The 19,355-nt window shown below is 63.2% G+C and carries 13 protein-coding genes and 1 pseudogene; 4 read left to right on the forward strand and 10 right to left on the reverse strand.

Annotated elements, in window-relative coordinates; genetic code table 11:
- Positions 1-2: 2 nt before the first annotated feature.
- The gene (locus DSHI_RS12730; protein ID WP_157865330.1) at positions 3-7,346 is read right to left on the reverse strand and encodes a cadherin-like domain-containing protein; all 7,344 of its coding nucleotides are present in this window, start codon (positions 7,344-7,346) and stop codon (positions 3-5) included.
- A gap of 279 nt (positions 7,347-7,625) precedes the next feature.
- On the opposite strand from DSHI_RS12730, the gene DSHI_RS12735 reads away from it, so the two are divergent.
- Positions 7,626-8,969, forward strand: coding sequence for a DUF3987 domain-containing protein (locus tag DSHI_RS12735; protein ID WP_012179168.1), 1,344 nt, complete (start codon positions 7,626-7,628; stop codon positions 8,967-8,969).
- A 78-nt stretch (positions 8,970-9,047) separates the two neighbouring features.
- On the opposite strand, the gene DSHI_RS12740 is transcribed toward DSHI_RS12735, so the two are convergent.
- The 4 genes from DSHI_RS12740 to DSHI_RS23130 all read right to left on the reverse strand — a co-directional run bounded on the left by DSHI_RS12740 (position 9,048) and on the right by DSHI_RS23130 (position 10,863).
- Positions 9,048-9,455 (reverse strand): hypothetical protein, encoded by a 408-nt coding sequence (locus tag DSHI_RS12740; protein ID WP_044027879.1) that lies wholly within the window; start codon positions 9,453-9,455, stop codon positions 9,048-9,050.
- A 74-nt stretch (positions 9,456-9,529) separates the two neighbouring features.
- The gene (locus DSHI_RS12745; protein ID WP_012179170.1) at positions 9,530-9,946 is read right to left on the reverse strand and encodes a hypothetical protein; all 417 of its coding nucleotides are present in this window, start codon (positions 9,944-9,946) and stop codon (positions 9,530-9,532) included.
- A gap of 610 nt (positions 9,947-10,556) precedes the next feature.
- The gene (locus DSHI_RS23125; protein WP_422703360.1) at positions 10,557-10,721 is read right to left on the reverse strand and encodes a pyocin activator PrtN family protein; all 165 of its coding nucleotides are present in this window, start codon (positions 10,719-10,721) and stop codon (positions 10,557-10,559) included.
- 31 nt (positions 10,722-10,752) lie between these two features.
- Positions 10,753-10,863: an integrase core domain-containing protein gene (locus tag DSHI_RS23130; protein ID WP_083768428.1), complete on the reverse strand. Its 111-nt coding sequence runs from the start codon at positions 10,861-10,863 to the stop codon at positions 10,753-10,755.
- Between the two features lie 75 nt (positions 10,864-10,938).
- Here DSHI_RS23130 and DSHI_RS12760 point away from each other — a divergent pair.
- Positions 10,939-12,050, forward strand: a protein-coding gene (locus DSHI_RS12760; protein WP_076611556.1) for an IS3-like element ISDsh2 family transposase whose coding sequence is annotated in 2 segments (ribosomal slippage) — positions 10,939-11,194 and positions 11,194-12,050 — 1,113 coding nt in all. Because the reading frame shifts where the segments join, the coding sequence is not laid out codon by codon here.
- A 26-nt stretch (positions 12,051-12,076) separates the two neighbouring features.
- On the opposite strand, the pseudogene DSHI_RS12765 reads toward DSHI_RS12760, so the two are convergent.
- From DSHI_RS12765 to DSHI_RS22815, 3 genes and pseudogenes are all read right to left on the reverse strand, one after another.
- Positions 12,077-13,059, reverse strand: a pseudogene (locus DSHI_RS12765) (IS3 family transposase); the annotation flags it as partial.
- A gap of 260 nt (positions 13,060-13,319) precedes the next feature.
- Entirely contained in the window at positions 13,320-13,856 is a 537-nt protein-coding gene (locus DSHI_RS22810; RefSeq protein ID WP_245533008.1) for a tyrosine-type recombinase/integrase, read from the reverse strand.
- A 5-nt stretch (positions 13,857-13,861) separates the two neighbouring features.
- Entirely contained in the window at positions 13,862-14,533 is a 672-nt protein-coding gene (locus tag DSHI_RS22815; RefSeq protein ID WP_012179172.1) for a hypothetical protein, read from the reverse strand.
- A 219-nt stretch (positions 14,534-14,752) separates the two neighbouring features.
- Here DSHI_RS22815 and dusA point away from each other — a divergent pair, with 219 nt between their 5' ends.
- Positions 14,753-15,769 (forward strand): tRNA dihydrouridine(20/20a) synthase DusA, encoded by a 1,017-nt coding sequence (gene dusA / locus DSHI_RS12780; protein ID WP_012179173.1) that lies wholly within the window; start codon positions 14,753-14,755, stop codon positions 15,767-15,769.
- 15 nt (positions 15,770-15,784) lie between these two features.
- Here the strand turns inward: dusA and DSHI_RS12785 are convergent, their stop codons facing one another.
- Positions 15,785-16,198, reverse strand: coding sequence for a hypothetical protein (locus tag DSHI_RS12785; protein ID WP_012179174.1), 414 nt, complete (start codon positions 16,196-16,198; stop codon positions 15,785-15,787).
- Between the two features lie 84 nt (positions 16,199-16,282).
- Here DSHI_RS12785 and DSHI_RS12790 point away from each other — a divergent pair, with 84 nt between their 5' ends.
- Positions 16,283-17,275 carry a hypothetical protein gene (locus tag DSHI_RS12790; RefSeq protein WP_012179175.1) on the forward strand — a complete coding sequence of 331 codons (993 nt, stop codon included), beginning with the start codon at positions 16,283-16,285 and terminating at the stop codon, positions 17,273-17,275.
- A 131-nt stretch (positions 17,276-17,406) separates the two neighbouring features.
- Here DSHI_RS12790 and DSHI_RS12795 read toward each other — a convergent pair whose 3' ends face one another.
- Positions 17,407-19,143 (reverse strand): SulP family inorganic anion transporter, encoded by a 1,737-nt coding sequence (locus tag DSHI_RS12795; RefSeq protein ID WP_012179176.1) that lies wholly within the window; start codon positions 19,141-19,143, stop codon positions 17,407-17,409.
- Positions 19,144-19,355 lie beyond the last annotated feature (212 nt).

Below are 19,355 nucleotides of genomic sequence, written 5' to 3' on the forward strand. Positions count from 1 at the left end.
CTTCAGATCACGGCCGTTGTCTGGGCGCCGCTGGCATTTTCGAAGACAACTTCGACGCTGGCGGGAATGCCGCCGCCCGCCGCCGTGATCTGCGCCGCGGCCTCGCCCAGCACGGTCAGGGTGCCGGTGGTATCGTCAAAGCTTGCACGCCCGTCGAGCGTATCGCTGCCGGTCAGGACGCTGCTGAGGTCGATCTGGTCGAGGCCCGCCTCGTAGTCGGTAATGACGTCCGTGATATCAAGGGCCACGCCGAGCGCGAAACTGTCCGCACCGGCGCCGCCGGTCAGGGTGTCGGCCCCGGCCCCGCCGCGCACGGCGTCGTCCCCGGCCCCGAGATCGACGGCAAAGCCCGTCATCGCCTGGGACAGGTCCACCAGGTCGTTTCCGTCCAGCATCGAGAATCTCTCTATCCCGGCGTAATCCCGCGCGGCTGGATCGACGATCACCGCCTCGGCCCCGGCAGTGCCGAGGGCCACATCGGTCGGGCCTGTGCCCCCGTCCAGATCGTCGGCAACCGGGATCAGGGTGCCATCCGGGCCGGTGGTCTGCCCCCCCGAGAAGGCAAGCGCGAACTCGACTGTGATGTCGAGCGTCGCGGTGGCGGGGGTGACGGCGACCGGGCTGCCACTGTCCGATATGTCGTAGCTGAAGCTGACCGGGCCGGCGTAGCCGTTCTGCACGGTGATCTCGACGTCGCTGCCGTTCACGATGGCAGTCACGTCGCCGACATCACTGACCAGGTTCGAAATCCCTGCAAGGCCATCGGGATCACTGGCATTCCCGAGGAAGGTGCCGACCGGAACCACCAGCGTGGTCTGCGCGGTCTCTCCCAGATCGACCGGGTCCGACACGACCGGCTGGTCGTTCACGTTCGCCGTAAACGCCACCGGGGCGGAGGTGCCATGCGTGGTCGTCGCCGTGACCGCGCCCGAGAGCGGGCCGGAGAAATCGCCCGGCAGGGTCACGGCCAGCGCCGCCACCAGCATCGTGAAATCGAGCGAATTGGTCGCCGCAGGACGGCTCACCGTCAGCGTTGTGCGGTCGCCCGAGAGCCCTCCGGCCGAGGGCACCGCCCCGGCGGGAAGCGCGGTATCGAAAGTGACGACCACCTCGTCCAGCGTTTCCACATCCCCCGGCTGCGGCAGGATCACGGCCGCGTCGATGCCGAGGGGCACGGTCACATCCATGCCGGTCTGCGCCTGGTCTGTCGGGGTGACGGTGACCGCGACGTCCAACTCACCGGTCACATCCACGGTAAAGCTGACGGTCTCTGCCCCGCCCTCGTTGGTGGTCACGGCCAGAGATCCGGCAAGGGGGGCGCCGTTGGTTGCGAAATTCTCGGGAAACTGGATGTCCAGTGTGGCAAACTCCGCCTCGGAGCCCGAAAAGACAAGGTCGGGCCCCGTGACCGCCGTCTGCGTACCGCCAACCGTATAGGTCGTTTCGGTCGGCACGCCCGACAGCGTATAGACGAGGCTGTCGACGGTTTCGGAGCCGTCCCTATCCGTGACAGCAATCGTGATCTCGTCGGCAGGGGTGAAGGACGGCTGGTCCGGCGGATCGCCTTCGTCGATCACCAGGGTATCGTTGGTTTGCGTGACAACCAAGTCCGCCGCGGGGATTATCACCACGTCCAGATCGGCGGGATCGGAGCTTTGCCGGTCGATGAAGCTGCCATCCACGCTTTGATCGAGCGTGACGGCGGCAGCCGAAACCGTAAAGTCGCCGGAAAAATCAGCGGGGGGGGCGATGGTGACTGTGCCCGGAACACCGAAGACGAGCCCCCCGCCGCCCGGGGACGCGATGGGCACACCGGACTGGAGCAGGAACGTGCCGTCGGGTTGCGCTGTCTGCGCGACACCATCGACAAAGAGCGTGCCTCCCTGCGGCAGGGAGACCACGAACTCCATATCCTCATGCGGGTCCGGGGTGGTACCTGCGAGAACGAGCTCGAAAGCCCTGCCATCGTCTTCCACGCCGGTTTCCGGCTCAAGGGACGCGGTCAGGCTCGGGACGTCAGCATCCGGTCGGACCCGAAAGATGAACTCGGTCGAGGCGGTATTCTGATCGGCATTGTCGAGCTCGAACGTATTGACCGTAACCTCCAGCGGGATGCCATCCGCGATGGTGCTGTCGAGCGGATCGGGCGTGCGGGCATGTTCGTCCCGCAGCACCAGCTCGACAAACGGATAGGCGTCTTCGGAGATGGTGAAGCTGCCATCGCCGTTGTTGATGATGCCGCCCGCCGGGGCCCCCGCGCCGGCCTGGACCAGCAGGTAGGACGGAATGCCGGAGATCACGATGGAGACGATCTCGGACCCGTCCCGGTCGGGGGAAAAGGCTTGCAACCCGGTGGACAGGTTGTAGGGCACATCCTCGATCGCCTGGATCACTGTCGGGGTCTGGGCGGGATCGACGAAGGGCGCGCCGGTGTCCGGGTCGATTTCCGAGGTGTCGAAGATGAACTCGGGCAAGTCCGCGACCGGAATGATGTCGATCACCCGCGACACGGTCGTCTCGGCGGTCTCGAGGTTGATGTCCTGCGATGCGGCGGTGACGCGGATTTCCAGCGGGCCGCTATAGTGCTCCGCCGCGCGGACCGAGACACCGGCCAGATCCGCCTGGTCGAGGGCATAGCGCACGAACCCATCCGCGGTCGGACTGCCCGTCAGGGCATTGCCGGCAGCGTCGAAGATCTGCCCGCCATTGGTGGCATCCACCTCGATAAAAACCTGTCCGAAGGGCTGTTCGCCGGGATCGATCCCTTCGATGGTGATGCCCGGCAGATAGTCGGTGTCCTCCAGCACGCTGGCAGCGGCGGCGAAGCTGATCTGCGGGCCATCGGCGACGGGTATGATTTCCAGGTCGACGGTGCCTGTGCCGCTGGTCTGCGTGCCGCAGGTGACATTGTTCAGGATCAGCTGGAATTCAAGTGCTTCGAGCTCATCATAGGGGTCGGCCGGGCCGAACGTATCGTCGGGATCGAAAGTGTTGGCGGGGCTCGATTCATGCTCGGGCGGGGTGAACAGGAGCGGCACGGCAGTCTGAGTGGGATCCGATGGATTGACACCCAGCTGTTCGAAATCAACGACATAGAGGCCGGTGATCGGGTCGAACAGCACCGCGCCGGGCACCGAGGAGGACAGCACGGCACCGGCCGGAACACTGATCCCCACGCCGAGGCTGCCCTGCACCCCGTTGGGCAGGGTGGAAACATCGGCAATCGTGCTCCAGAAAGGCGGATTGGGGGTCAGGGTGATCGTGAGCGGGATGACGCTGTCTTCGGGACCGGAGCCTTCGATCGTCAACTCCGGCAGCGGCAGGTCCTGTTCCGGGGTGCAGGGGGTTGGCCCCGTGCCGCCCGGGGTCGGCACGACAACGACCGTGAAATCCGTGGAGCGGACCGAGCCGCCCTGCAGGCTGTTGATCTCGGCAAAGACTTCCTCCGGCGTCAGGCCGGTAAAATCCGGTAATACCTGGTCGTCTTCCAGAACGATAACGTTCAGCGCCATGTCATAATAGGTTACCTCGCTGATGCCCTGGTCGGGCACGAACTCCAACTGGTCGAGCCGCTCGACGCCGACGACAAAGCTCGCCCCGCTGAGGTCCACGGGTGACGCGTTCAGAAACGACACCGTGTCCGGGACGCCGGTGATCACGTAGTAGACAACCTCGGAGCCGTCGAAATCCGCGGCGGGGTCACCTTCGGGAACCAGGATCTCGGTCCCAGTCCCCGACAAGGGCACGACCCCGTCTGTGGTGAACACCTGATCCGGGTCGGGCACGAGGGTGCCGGAGGTGATCACGCTATCCTGCAGGCGGCTGTCGAGCAGGAACGGGCCGTCATCGAACCCGGCATAGCCATAGACCCGCTCGGAGTTCGGAGTGCCGTCGACGACCTCGGACGGGCGGAAAACCGCGTCATCGATCTGGCCCGGCGCGGGGAAGGCGGCGGCGTCCTGCGCGTCGACGATCGGGTCGTCGGCCACGCCCACGACATCGAGGCTCACCCGCCCGGTGCCGATCGTGGCCTGTGTCGGCTCGATAGTTTCGAAATAGGTCACCTGGACATCGAAGGAGACATCCTCGTTGCTGTCCCGGCCCGGCAGAACCCAGAGGTTGCTGGCTTGCGTCGCGGTCAGGGTCAAATCCCCGGCCCCACCCGGGAGCGGGATGGTCAGCCCCAACTCGTTCGTGAACTGGCCGTGCGATCCGGGCAGGGGCACCGGCTCGCCGTCGAAAAAGCGCGGATATCTGCCGAAGGAATCGGGAAAGACTTCCCGGATGACGACCACGTCCAGGATGGCCTCGGGAGAGTCGGGTGAGTTGCTCGGATTGTCGATCAGGTTGCCATCGATGGGCACCTGAATGGCGGTGTCTTCATTCACCGTCACGCTGCGGCCGGGATCGCCGCCATCGACGACCGGTTCGACCCGGAAAACGGTGTTGAGCGTCGTGACCGCGGTCCCGCCCCCGTCGTCCTCGGTTGTGACCACGTCGATCTCGATGGGGAAATCACCTGCGGCGTGCAACGCGACGCCGCGCACCTCGGCGTCGAGCCACTGGCCGTTCTCGAGGCTCCAGGTGTTGAAGCCCGGCGGGCTGTTGATCTCGGTCAGAAGCACGGGCACTTTCGGGCCCGTCGGATCCTCGGGGTCGGTGGCATAGACGCTGAGGTTATCGGGAACGTCCTTGAGGACCACCGCCGTGATCGTCTCGGAACCGTCCATGTCGCGGATAAACGGCGAAAGCGGGATTTGGGCGATCCCGCCCGCGGCATCCACGACATCCTCGAAATTCAGCGGGATCGTCGGAATGGTGGCGATGTTGTTGACCGGGTCGACATCGACATCGATCTCGACACTGGCGGATGCAGTGGCGGTATGCGCGGAGTTGTCGTCGACCGTGGTGGCCGTCACCGTGATGTCATCGGCGAAGAAGGTGCCATCCGCGGTAAACGGGTCCCCCGGGGCGCGGTCCACGTCGTAGTCTTCGTACAAGGCTGGCTGCAGCAGGATCGCCGCCTCGAACGCGGTCACTTCGGGCACGAAAGTCAGGGTCAGGGCGCCTGTGCCCGGGTCGTAGAGCGCCGTGTCGATCTTGGCGAACTCCGCCGCCGAGAGCGGTGCCGTCCCGTCTTGGATGAAAAAGGCGCTGGGGTCGAGGGCGGCGCCAGTCAGCCGCTCGTCGATCCAGGAGGTCGGGATATTCGAGACCACCACGCTTTGCAGCGCCTCGGAGCCGTCCGGGTCGGGAGTTGCGGCGTCGATGCCAACGAAGACCGACACCTGACCCTGCCCCGAGCCGTCATCGGTGCTTTCCAGCAGTGTCAGCGTCCCGCTTGCCTGCGTGTCTGCGTTTTGGGCAATGCCGGACACGGCCGTGGTGCCATCGGCGGAGAAGGCACTGTCTGTGACGAAGACCGAGGCACTCAGCTCCGCCTCGGCGACGGGGCGGAAGGTGATGGTTGTGGCAAAATCCTCCGAAGCCGGATTGTCGGACGGGTCGATCTCGGTATCGCCGGTTTGGGTCTCGGACCAGAAGATCGTGCCTTCGGTCTCGATGATGCCGCTGAAATTCTGGTCCACCCGCACCTGGAGCGCTTCGAGGGCGGTGGCGAATTGCGCAGAGGTCGTTCCGGCGACCGGAAGAACCTCGTAGGTCACGGTGTCGGCGGTACTGCCGGTCTGGGTGATCGTCACGAAGCCGCTGATCCCGCCATCCCCGATCCGCAATTCCAGGGTGGCGGGGTCATACGGGTCGCTTTCGGTCTGCACGGTCAGGGTGATCTCGACGCTCTCGAACGCTTCGGAGCCGTCGGTGTCCCGCAAATCGACATTGGTGATATTCAGTTGCCGCGTTGCGCGCCCGCCGGTGTTCTCGTCGGTCGCTGCATCCGCCACGGCAAGATCGATCGGATCGACAACCGCGTCGAGATCAACATCCGTGTCGTCCCCGGCTGTCGCCGTATTGTCGGGCAAGCCGGTCGCCGTATCGACCGCCGTGACCGTCGCCGCGAGGTCTGCGCCGACGATGGTCTCGACATCGCGGTCCTCGTTTTCGCTCGGGGTGACGCGCAGCGCGCCCGCGAAACTCGCAACGCCGGTGTTCAGGGTGATGGTCAGGCGGCCGCCGGAAACGGTGGCGTTTGCCACGTCGCCGCCCCCGGTCTCGAACAGGCCGGGCGGCACCGCACCTTCGGGCAACCAGCCTGCGGGCACATTGTCGATCACGATCCGGCTCAGGTTCTCGCTGCCGTCCTGGTCCGGGGTAGTGGCATCGATCAGGAGCCGGAAGCTCGTGTCCTCCTTGACCGCGAAGCTGTCGGGCCCGGTGGCGGTGACTTGCGCCTCGGTGGCGTCCACGGAAAGCGTGACCTCGGGTTCGGCCACGGGCGTGACGTTCAGCAGGAACGTCGCGCTGGTCCCGGCCGGGTCGCCCTCGTCGGTCACGACCGTCGGAGTAATCGTCACAATGCCCGAGAAGTGTTCGGGGAATGACGCGATACCAAGCCCCTGCATCGCGGCGAAGCTGCCGGTCCATGTTGCCGCGGGGCCGGCCAGGACCGTGCCGTCGCTGAGCGTGGTCGGGCCACCGGTCGGCAGACCGGAGAATGCGATGGAGGCGCCGGTGATGGTTTCAGAGCCGTCGATATCCGTAAGGACGGCGTCGATATTGAGCGGGATCTCGGAGACGGACGGATCGAGCAGGATCGCATCCTCGGCAACCGTGAGGTCGGCCAGGCGCAGGTCGACATCCGCCTCATCCGTGACGGTGACCGTGAAGCCCGCGGTTTCGACCCCGTCGGTGGAGCCGGTATCGCCCTCCCCCGCCAGAAGGGCTTCGTCGGTGCGGAAGGTGACCGTGCCTGCGAGCGTGGCGGCGGGAGACGCGGTCGAGAAATCGCTGGGCAGTTGAATGATCAGGGCGGTGTAGTCCGCCGGGGTCAAGGTGGGCAGGACACCGCCCACCGGGACCGCGACGAAGCCGCCCCCGGTGGAATAGGTGGCGCCTGCGGGCAGGCCGGTCAGTGTGACATCGACCTGCGCGACGGCTTCGGAGCCATCCGTATCCGGCGCCGTGGCCTGCAGCGCATCGAACGGACGAAACTGCAAGGGCGCCTGGGAGGTCGTGTCCTCATCGGTATCTCCGGGCGCGTCGTTTTCCGCCAGCGCCAGGGTCCCCGGCCCCGTGATCTCGATATCGCCCTCGGCGGCCAGGTCCACCGTCAGGATCGCGCTGCCGGAGGCTTGCGGCCCCACCGGTTCGTTCGATACCGCCACGATCTGCGCGGTCAGGGTGGTTCCAGGGTTCTGCGTCGAGAAATCGGCGGGAAGCTCGATCACCAGCAAGTTGTATTCGGCCAGCGGGGCCCAGTGGTCACCGTCATGCGGACATGATGGTGCCTGAGCCTGATCGCAGGTGTTGATGGGCCCGCCGCCCACCGCCGCAAAATACTGTAATATCTTCAATTTTCCGGTTCAATTGAAGACGGGTCCTTTTCACCCGCACGGGGTTGGAAGTGCCCATTCTCAATTTTTTCCGTCCTCCGCCGCAACCTGCGGCAACATCCGGACCGAAACTGCGAATTCTTCAATTCCTCGTCCGGAACCGTCCAGCCAAGGGTGAAGAGAGGGAATGGGCGCCGTCATTCCGTTGGTCGCGCTCCTCGGGGCGAGAGCGCGGCCAACGGAAACGCGGCGCCTCGCGATCAACGAAGTCAACCAAGCAGGCGGCCCCTTCTTCTGCTGCTACGATACCCCGGCAAGAGCCGGGCGAAGGTCCAGACACTCAGATCGCTTTCGAACGCGACCGCAGCTTTCGTCACGATCGCATTGTCGGGCGAGCGTAAGAGCGCAGCAGACAAGATCGCCAAGACCGGTATCGACCGGGTGATCATGCGTCTCCGGAAGGAGCACGAGATTACCATGGCGCGGCACAAGTCAGAGGTTGCAAGCGCCGGGCGCGGAGAAGAGAAACCCGCGGCTCCGGTCTGTCCAAGCTTTCTGGTGACAGAACCCACGGTCGAGGGTGCCTTCAAAGCAATCGCGTCCGGATGCGGTTTCCTGGGCTGGTTCACCGACGAAGCGGCCAGCTTCTGGGGAGGCCATTCCATGTCAAAAGACCAACGTGCGAAGACCAGCGGCATCGTGTCGAAATTCTGGGACGGCGATTACTTCTTCCGTCCGCGTGCCGGTCAGGAGGGCGACGGCTATGTCCCTCCCACTGCAACCACGATCAACCTCATGTTCCAGCCGACGCTGATCCGTGACACCTACGGCGACGAATTTCTGATCGGTCAGGGCATTCTGGCGAGGATGCTGCCGTGCTGGCCCGTCAGCAACATGGGCAACCGAAAATATCGGCGGCCGAACAAAGAAGACGAAGCCGCTGTGAGTCACTTTCATGACGAGGTGGAGGCCGCGCTGATAACCACGCTGGAGGATACCACCGAACGGCTTCTCACTCTTTCGGAGGACGCCCTGGCCATCTGTGTCGAGTTTCACGACAAGATCGAGACTGAACTCGGCCGAGGCGGCTGGGCTGCGGACATCTCCGGGTTCGCCGGGAAGGCACCGGAACATGCCTGTCGCCTCGCGGCGATAATGACGCTCTTCGAGGACCGGGACGCCGTGACAGTATCCGGCGAGGTGATGAAAGCCGCCTGCGATATGGTCAAATACTACCTTGGCCAATACAAGTTCCTGTGCATCGCGGCCACGAACGAAACCGAGATCGCCCAGGCCCAGACCCTACTCGACTGGCTACTGAAGAACCTGCAGCCCGGCGACGGGTTCGCGACCGACCGGGTTCTGCAGTTCGGGCCGGTCGCCTCCCGGCGGTTGAAGGCCCTCGATCGGCAGCTGGCCGTCCTGATGCAATATGGATGGGTCCAGGAGCTTCCCGCAGGCACGAAGATCAGCGGCAAGAAGCGGCGCAAGGCCTTCCGGCTCAGCCCCAAGTCATGACCCCCGAGTTGTGGCCGGCATTCCTGCCGGCCACCGGGACGCTTTTGGAAGGTGGACTCACCGCCCCAGCAGCAGCTTCTAGGCGTCGATCAGGGCCCGGCAGATGGAGCGGATATGCGTGATGCGCCGCAGGGACCTGACGCATGCGTCGATCGCTTGTCTCCTGTAGGTCAGGTCCAGCATCTCCTGCACTTCCCCGACGGCGCCGAGATCACGATCGTCACGGCCATCGAACACCATGAAGGTGCCCAGGGTCTCTCGCTCTCGCTCCCGTTCCAGGACGGCCGACAGGAGCTCGACGTCCGTGTCGTCGCGACGCGAGAGCCCAGCACAGGCGCGCATCGCCTCGAGAGTGCGGCGCAGCGATCCGCGCTCGAGCGCATCGGCGGCGACCTCGTTGGCAGGGAAATGGTCGATGAAAGCCCGGGTCATCCCGATCAGCAGCGAGCACACCTCATCGAGGGGCATCTGGTAATAGGTCTGCATGTCTTTCTCCAGAAGAATCGGTCGCGGCGGAATTGCCACGCCTTCAAGCTGCCGGCCCTTGCGGGCCGACTGCGTCATGCAGCAGAGAGGTCGAACAGCTCGCCTAGGATTACATCGCACCCAGGATCCAGATCCGAAATCGCGACGAGAAGATCGTAGAGACGGTCGGCCTCGAGGCAGATCTCTTCGACCCGCGGATCCAGAAGGTCGATCATCGCGAAGCGGGCTGTTTCCTCGGTCTCCGGATCCCCGACGAAATCGAGGCAGACAAGCCGATGCAGCCAGACCAGCTCCTGCCTGAGCGCTCGCGTGAGAGAGGAGCTCTCGGAAATTCCGGACAGAAGACGGAGGCAGCGACGGTGCGCGGAGGGACCGCCGAGCAAGGCGGCGGCATTGAGCAGCGCAGAGCCGTGCTCCTGGAAGAAGGTCCTGGTTGCGACGAGCGCGGGATCGCGGCCCGCCGGGACGGAATTGCTCGAGAAGTTGAACATGGGGGTCTCCTGTGGAGGTCGACGCCGTTCGTGGCAGTCAAGGCCCCGAGAAATCTTCTTTCCGGATCGGGGGTGTCCCCGCAACGAGCGAGGCCACGGACAGAACGGATTGCGCGGCAAGGGCGGCCGGCCCCTGTGTCTTGCTGACGATTGCCTCTGCCGCGCTACGGAGCTTCGGCGTCAGGCAGTCGAGGGGGAAGGCACTGGCGGGCGGCTCCGCGTGGGGCAGCGGCGTGGGCTCTCGTGGCGGAGTGGCCGTTTCTCCATGCGGGACTGAAAAGTCCGGCTTCGACGCTTTGGCGTCGACCTTGCCGAAGCGGGATTTGAGGCGGGCAAGCATTCCTGATCTCCGTTGCTGCTCGGGTTGTGATCAGGAAATCGGTCGAGCGGCTCTCCGGCGGAAACAGCAGGAAGCGGATTCTTGCGGCGGATGATGAGATTCCTGTGAGAGGGCGGATGGAAGTAACTGGGTAGAACTGAGGGTGTATTGTTCGAGATGGCGAGTTCGAGGGGTCTATGGCTTTTCTTTTTTTCTGAGGGCGAGGGCTTGGGAGGACGCGCATGGCTGGAATGATACCTTGCGCGCGCTCCAAAGCGATTGACGATACAATCAGCTCCAGAGTTTCTGAAACTCTTTCTCTGCGTCCGTCGCCCGTTGGTCCAAGATCTTTGCAACGGTTTCGATGCGGACGAGCTTGACTGATTTCTGCTTTCCGTCAGTGGTAAAATAGGGAAGGCGAATATCGCTGACCTGAGACCCGACTCTCCTCCGGATTTTCGGAGAGTCCGCAGGTTGATCTCTGAGGCTACGCGGCGCGCATTTCCAGCCCCTTCTTTGCCACGAACTCGACGGGCGGAATGTTCCCCAGTCCTGAGTGAGGGCGATGGTGGTTGTAGTCGTGCTGCCATGCCCGGATCTGCTCGCGGTGACCTGCTCCCCTGAAATGTCCTCAAATTTTGGTTAGCCTGTTCTCTAAGTGAGGAGACAGACGATGAAGAGAAGCCGTTTCAGTGAAGAACAGATCATTGGCATTCTTAAGGAGCACCAGGCTGGGTTGGGCGCGAAGGAGTTGTGTCGCAAGTACGGGATCAGTGACGCGACCTTCTACAAGTGGCGATCCAAGTATGGTGGCATGGAAGTGTCAGATGCGCGACGTTTGAAGACGCTGGAATCTGAGAACGCCAAACTGAAGAAGATGCTGGCTGAGCAGATGATGGATGTTGCGACGCTTAAGGAAATGCTTGGAAAAAACTTCTGAGGCCCGGTTCAAGGAGGAATGCCGTGGACTGGGCCATGAAGACAAAAGGCTACAATCAGCGCCGGGCGTGCGCGCTGGCGGGGATCGATCCGCGTGTGTATCGGCGTCGGTCGAAGCGCCTTGCCGACACGGAACTGCGGGTGAGGATGAAAGAACTGGCGTCCGAGCGGCGTCGGTTCGGTTATCGCCGCCTGCACATGCTGCTGAAGCGTGAGGGCTGGGAGGTAAACTGGAAGAAACTGTACCGGCTCTACCGCGACGAAGGGTTAACCGTTCGTAAACGGGGCGGACGCAAGCGCGCAGTGGGCACCAGGACGCCCATGGCGATCCCGCAGGGGCCAAACCAGAGGTGGTCCCTCGACTTCATGTCGGATGCGCTGGAAGACGGGCGTCGGTTCAGGGTGCTAAACGTGATTGATGACTTTAGCCGGGAATGTCTGGCCGCTGTGGTCGATACATCCATCAGCGGCGCACGTGTCGCCCGCGAGTTGGATCGGATCGCCGAGCTGCGTGGGTACCCCTGCCTTGTGGTCAGCGACAATGGAACCGAACTGACAAGCAACGCGATGCTGAAATGGCAGGAAGACCGTAAAGTCGACTGGCACTACATCGCGCCCGGAAAGCCCATGCAGAATGGCCTCGTCGAAAGCTTCAACGGGAGGATGCGAGAGGAATGCCTGAACGAACACCTGTTCCCGTCACTGCGCCATGCCTGCCGCATGATTGCGGCATGGCGCGACGACTACAACCACCACCGCCCGCACTCGAGTCTCGACGGGCTCACCCCGCGGGAGTATCACCAACGGTCAAGAGAGGACCAAACCCTGAACAGAGCTAACCTATAAACGCGGACTCAAAGGGGAGCAGGTCAGCGGGCATCGGCCAGAGACGAGAATAGCGACTCGTTGAGAAGCTCGTCCCGGAAGCGTCCGTTGAAGCTTTCGACGAAGCCATTCTGCATGGGCTTTCCTGGCGCGATGTAGTGCCATTCGATGCCCGTGCGCTGGCACCAGCTCAGGACAGCCACCGAGGTCAGTTCCGTTCCATTGTCCGAAACCACCATTGCAGGCTGGCCGCGGCGCAACATCAACGCATCGAGCTCGCGCACGACGCGCAGGCCAGAGAGCGACGTGTCCGCCACCAAGGCCAGGCACTCCCGGCTGTAGTCGTCGACCACGGCCAGAACGCGGAACTGTCTGCCATCCGTCAGCGCATCGCTGACGAAGTCCAGGCTCCAGTGCTGGTTGGGGGCATCTGGCACCAGCATCGGCCAGCGTGTCCCCAGAGCCCGCTTTCGGCCGCCCCGGCGGCGCACTTGGAGCTTCTCCTCGCGATAGAGCCGCCTGAGCTTCTTCAGGTTCATCATGATCCCCTGCCGTTCCAGCATCACGTGGATGCGGCGATAGCCAAACCGCCGCCTCTCGGCCGCGACAGCCTTCATGGCGGCCCTCGCTTCGGCATCGTCAGGCCGCACGCTGCGATAGCGCACGCTCGACCGATCCACGGCCAGTGCCTTGCCCGCCCGTCGCTGGCTCACTCCGTGGACTTCCACAACGTGTGCCACCGCTTCCCGCCTGACGCCGGGCGCTACCACTTTCGCGAAGTGACATCCTTCAGTATCGCATTGTCGAGCATCGCTTCGGCCAGCAGCTTCTTCAGCTTGGCGTTCTCGTCCTCGAGCGCCCTCAGTCGGCGCGCGTCCGATACCTCGAGGCCGCCGAACCGCGCCTTGTATTTGTAAAACGTTGCCGTGCTGACCCCGTGCTTGCGGCAGACATCGGCCGTCGTCATTCCGGCCTCCTGCTCCTTCAGCATCCCGATGATCTGCTCTTCCGTGAACCTTGATCGCTTCATTGTCCGTCTCCTGGTTGGGCGGACTCTACCTCAAACTGGAGGAAGAAGCGGCTCTCAGGTCATCGCCGGCGTCGATCTTCTCCTTAATCGTCTTTTCTGTGTGCCCCTATAGCGTTCCTGCCTCTTCAAGAAGAATGAAAGGCAGGAAGTTGAAGTGTTTTAGGAGCAGTTCCAAGGTATCCATCTGAGCCTCCGTTTTCAGGATGCTCAGGCAGTGGGTTCATCCTGTTCAGGCGAGGAATCAGAAATTTCCGCTGTCATCAGACAACTTTGCTTACACCCTCCTCAGCTGCCCACTGACTCCAAGGCCATCCAGCGAACTTGTCGCCTTCTTCTTCGACGTGCTCGTAGCGATAGAGGCATCCGCCGTTTTTGTGTCCTGAATGCTTGGCAACGATGGCTGCAGGCATTCCCATTTCGAAGAGCCTAGTGATGCCTTCATGTCGAAGGTCGTGGAACCGGAGATCTTGGATATTGAGCCGGTCGCGATGGCGACGCCAAGCGGTTCCAACGGACGACGCTTTGAACGGGAAGATGAACTCTCCTTCCCGGGGCATTGACAGGATAATGGCAAGCACTTCGTCGGTCAAATTGCACCATACATTATTGCCTTTTTTCTTCCTCGGGTGCTTCATGTCACGAACAAGGATCTTCTTCTGCTCGATACGGAGGTCTTCCCACCGGAGGCGGCATATTTCTCCGAGACGCCGGCAACTGAAAATCGCGAAGACGATTATCTTTGCAAGAGGAATTTTCTGTCGCTTGTTATCTGCCGCAGCCCCGAGAATTCTGTCCAACTCGTCTATGCGGGCCGACGATCCCGCTCCTCTGAGCGAGTAAGTATCTCGTCTTCCCACATATGTTCCATCGCCTCTTTAAGGGTGGCAACAGGAATGATGAAATTGCGCCGGGACGCCCAGTGCAGCGTGTTCACGAGAATTGCAAGGTACCCGGCTACCGTCTGAGGTTGCCGCTCTTCCGCCAGCATGTCGTCTGCGAGGTCGGTCAGGCTCTCTAACGACAGGTCGGTCAACTTCTTTTTCCCGAAGTCGCTATTCTTCAGCCAGTCGAGTTGCTGCCTCGCCGAACGCCCCAAGTGCTTTTGCTTTGCGAGGCGAGCTGTGATCGCAGCTGCTACCGTATCACCTTTTTTCGAAACCGTTTGAACGCCATCGAGTTCGATTTCGGCAAGCTTAGAGAAGGTCTTGGTGAAGCTGACGCTTTCCCCCTGAACGGACTTGCTGATCTGAACGCGATAGGAGCATCTGCCATTCTCGTCAGGAATCTCTTGAATGTTGGGTTCGACACTGCGAGGTTTGGGGTTATGCATTCGGCGACCATCTGATCGCGTGTTCGAATCCCTCCTCGGCAGATTCTTCGTCGATGCACCGTCATCACGCACTTTTTCATTTTGAGGAGCGGGGAGCGGTGCGGCCACTCGGTTGCCGGGAAACTGGATGATGTTTGCGGTCATAGTTGGACTTCCTTGGTCGATTGTAGACAGAAGGTTGGTCCGAGGTCAGAACCCCGGAAATCGGGACGCTCTGACGGCGTGGGAGGGCCTCTCGACCGCTTAAACGCGTGGCGTCGTGAGTTGCTACGCCGTAGCAACACGGCTCGCGAAACCCGGCGAAATAAGGCATAACCCGCCGGAATGGAGTGGTTTTGAAGCTGAGCAGCCGACGGGTGAGAGATGATTAGTGAAGAAAAATCAAATTCTTGCGGCTCTTCTCGGCTTTCCGTGGCGCCCATGATGGATTGGACCGACCGCCATTGCCGGATGTTCCATCGGCAGTTCACGCAGCATGCGTTGCTTTATACCGAGATGGTGACGGCTCCGGCAGTTGTGCGGGGGGATGCGGGACGGCTGCTGGAGCATGCCGAAGCCGAGCATCCCTTGGCGCTGCAACTCGGGGGGTCGGACCCGGTGGAGTTGGCGGAGGCTGTGCGGATCGCTTGCGGCCATGGCTTCGACGAAATCAACCTGAATGTCGGTTGCCCCTCGGACCGGGTGCAGTCGGGATGTTTCGGTGCGGTTCTGATGGAGCAGCCGGCGCTTGTGGCGCGCTGCGTGGCGGCGATGATCGCGGCTTCGGACGGTCCCGAGATCACCGTGAAGTGCCGGATCGGTGTCGATGACCAGCAACCGGAGGAGATGCTGCCGGGGTTCCTGCGCACGGTGTCGGAGGCCGGGGTGCGCCGGTTCACCATCCACGCGCGCAAGGCGTGGTTGCAGGGGCTCAGCCCGAAGGAGAACCGGGATATTCCGCCGCTGGACTATCCGCTGGTGGTGCGGATGAAACAGGCCTTCCCGGGGCTGCACCTGTCGATCAATGGCGGGATCACCGATCTGGATCAGGCGGCGGCGCATCTGGCATCGGGACTCGACGGGGTAATGATCGGGCGCGCGGCCTATCACGAGCCTGCCCGGGTGCTGGGCGATGCGGACCGGCGTTTCTTCGGTGGGGCGGAAACGGTAAGTGCCGAGACGGCGGTGGAGGCGATGCGCCCCTACATCGCCGACCATCTGGCGCGCGGCGGCAAGCTGGCGCAGATCACGCGCCATATGCTCGGTGCCTTTGCCGGACGGCCCGGGGCGCGGGGCTGGCGGCGAGTGCTGTCCGAAGAAGGGCATCGCCCTGAGGCCGGGCTCGGCACGCTGGACCGGGCGCTGGCCCATATCGCGGGCCCACACCGGCTGGCCGGGTAGGCCCCGCGCCCCCTGCTATTGCAATTCGATCTCGGAGCGCTGGAACGTAGCGGTGTCGGTAGTCCCGTCTTCGTAGGTCAGCGTGACCTCGACGCTCGTCAGGCTGTCGGGCTGGAAGGTCACGTAAGGCAGATGGCTGTCGAGGCGGAACGCGTTCGGGGCCGGGGTGCCTTCGTAGCAGGGCTCCATGAACTTGTTGTAGGTCTCGGGCGCGCCGTTGACGCGGAAGGTGATCTGCGTCAGCCCACAGCGCCAGCTCTCGATCTGGGTGAAATACAGCAGGTCCTGGCCGTTCAGCTTGCGGATCGCCACCCAGCTGGACTTCGTCGCGTCGAGGATGGGCTTCACCTCGGCGGCGGTGGTGAAGTTGGCCGCCCAAGTCGGGGTTGCGATCGCCAGCAACAGCACGGCAAGAGAAGTTCGGATCATTGCACACTCCGTTTACCAAGGTGGAATAGCAATTGTGCCCACCGGTGGTCCCGGCATACTGCAAAAAATGGAACAGGCCCAGAGATGAGCAACCCCGCGCCCGATGTCCTGGCGGTGATTCAGGCTGGACGGCTGTCTTATGAGGCTGTGATCTTCGCGGCGTCGTTTCGGGCGGCCAATCCGGAGTTTGCAGGAAGGCTGGTTTTTGCCGAGCCGCAGCCCGGGCCGCTCTGGCCCGGCACCGATCCGCGGGCGGAGCCGGAGGTGCGCGCCTTGCTGGAGGCGGAGTTCGCGGCGGTGATTTTGCCCTTCGCCTCGGAGGTGTTCGGGGCCTCCTACCCCCATGGCAACAAGATCGAGGCATTGAAGGTGCTGCCCGAGGGCACGCCCTTCGTGTTTTTCGACACAGACACGCTGTTTACCGGACCACTGTCGGAGGTGCCGTTCGACTTCGCGCGGCCCACGGCCTCGATGCGGCGGACGGGAACCTGGCCGGTGATTGAACTGTACGGTCCCGGCTATACCGAGATCTGGGGCGCGCTCTATGACCGGTTCGGGCTGGATTTCGATAGCTCCCTCGACCACAGCCAGCCGGAGGAATACTGGGAGCGGTATCTCTATTTCAACGCGGGCTGGTTTTTCGGCGCCTGTCCGCAGGTGTTTCATAAGCAGTTCCAGGAGATCGCCCGCAGTATCCGGGACGACCCGCCCGCGGCGCTGATCTGCCAGCCGTTGGATCCGTGGCTCGACCAGGTGGCGCTGCCGCTGGTGATCCATGGGCTCGGTGGCGCGCGCAACACGATCCCTGAGGGGCTGCTGGATGGGCGGGTCAGTTGTCACTACCGGCTGCTGCCGCTGCTCTTCGCGCGAGAGAGCGACGCGGTGGTCGAGGCGCTGATGCGGGTCACCGCCCCCAACCGGGTCAAGAAGGTGCTCAAGGGCTCCGAGGCCGCCAAGCGCATGATCTATCAGGGGCGCGGAGCCAAGGCGCGGGCACTCTTCGACCGGACCGCCCTGCCCCCCAATGAACGCACGATCCGCAACACGCTCAAGCGCAACAGGCTATGGCTGCGCTGAAGCTGCGCGCGGCGCCTTCCCGTCGCCGCCTTGGGGACAATGACATCGGCGATCTTCGGGAAATGGACGCGCCCATGGACCGACTCGGCCTTCTGCGTCCCGTCGCGTGAGAACATTTCGACCGCGCGCGTTTAGTCCGTCACTTGCCCAAGCCCGGGTTTCGTAAGGAGCATCCAGGCTTCGTATTGCGACAGAAACACCTGCCCGTTGAGATCGCGGATGAAATGGGACCTTTCGAGCCGGTCCATCACCGGCCCCTTAACCTCGGACAGGTGCAGACCGACGCCCATGTCCTTCAGCCGGTGGTTGATCGCCTCGAGGCTTTCCAGCGCGGAGTAATCCACTTCGTTGACCGCCGAGAACATCAGAACGACGTTTTCGATGCGACATCCTTCGGTCACGCGCTTCTGAATAAGATCCTCGAGGAAGCGGGCATTCACGAAATAGAGGCTTTCGTCCACACGCAGGGACACCAGGGTGGGGTCGGTTTCGACCTTGTGGCGGTTGATGTTGCGAAAATGCTGGGTTCCGGGCACCAGGCCGACCTCGGCCACATGGGGGCGCGATGTCTTGTAGAGATGCAAAAGGACCGAGATCGTCACGCCGGAAGCCACGCCGACCTCGACCCCGAGCCCGAGGGTGAGCAGGATCGTCGCCGCAACGGCCGTGAAATCGGCGCGAGAGTAATCCCAGGTTTTCCGCAGGATCAACAGGTCGACGAGGCTCAGCACCGCCACGATAATCGTGGCCGCCAGCGTTGCGGTGGGCAGGTAGTAGACCAGCGGCGTCAGGGCCACGGCGGCAATCGCGAGTCCCACGGCGGTGAAAGCCCCCGCGGCGGGTGTCTCGGCCCCGGCGTCGAAATTCACTACCGAGCGGGCAAAACCGCCCGTGACCGGGTATCCGCCGGTAAAGGCCGCCCCGATATTGGCCGCGCCCAGCCCGATCAACTCCTGGTCCGGGTCGATCCGCTGGCGTTTCTTGGCCGCGAGCGTCTGCGCGACGGAGACGGATTCCACGAACCCGATCACCGAGATCAGGATCGCCGGCACCAGCAAGGCCCCGACCAGGTCAGGCGAGAGGCCGGGCAGGGTCAGCGGTGGCAGGCTCTGGGGCACGTCGCCCACGATATTGACACCACGCTCGGCCAGACTGAAGCCCCAGACAGCCAATGTCGTGCCCACCACCGCCGCCACCGGACCGGCCTTGGTCAGGATATCGGCGAGCAATGGGGGGGCGCCAAGCCTGCGCAACGTCGGCTTGAGGTTCTTGCGAACCCAGAACAGAAACCCGGTGGCACCGACCCCGATCACGACCGTGATCCAGTTGATCTCGTCGAGATGCGCGACCAGGGAGACAAGGATTTCCGGCAAGGTGTGCCCACCGGCACGGACCCCGAGAATGTGTTTGAGCTGGCTCGCGGCAATCAGGATGCCCGAGGCCGTGATGAACCCGGCAATCACGGGATGGCTCAGAAAGTTGGCAAGAAACCCGAGGCGGAAGACCCCCATCAGCACCAGAAACCCACCCGACAGGAAAGCGAGCGTCAGCGCCGCGACGGCATAGCCCGCCGTGCCCTGCTCGGCGACCTGCCCGACCGCGGCGGCGGTCAGGAGCGACACCACCGCAACGGGTCCGACCGCCAACGCGCGACTGGTGCCGAATATCGCGTAGAGGATGATCGGCACGATCGAGGCGTAAAGCCCGGCCTCGGGCGGCAGACCGGCCAGCAAAGCATAGGCCAGCGATTGCGGGATCAGCATGATCGTCACGATCACAGCCGCGATCATGTCGTTCGAAAATGCCTGACGGCTATAGGTGCGGCTCCAATCGAGCACGGGGATATGGCGCCTGAGTGTGTCGATCATGATGTCTGGTCCGAAGAAAGGCGCAAGCGGAGCCGTAGCGCTCCGCCCGCAAGTCAGCGCACAGGATGCGAGGACCTGCGCGACATTGGCAATCAGGTCACGTGACGGCGACTTTCAGCCTCTCGGGCCTCGCCATAAACGCCGTGCCGTGCAGCATCGCCGTCCAGCGGATCGGCGGCAGCGAGGGCTCGTTCAGGACCGAGGCCGCCCGC

The sequence above is a fragment of the Dinoroseobacter shibae DFL 12 = DSM 16493 genome, from assembly GCF_000018145.1.
In the GTDB taxonomy this organism is placed as follows: Bacteria; Pseudomonadota; Alphaproteobacteria; order Rhodobacterales; family Rhodobacteraceae; genus Dinoroseobacter; species Dinoroseobacter shibae.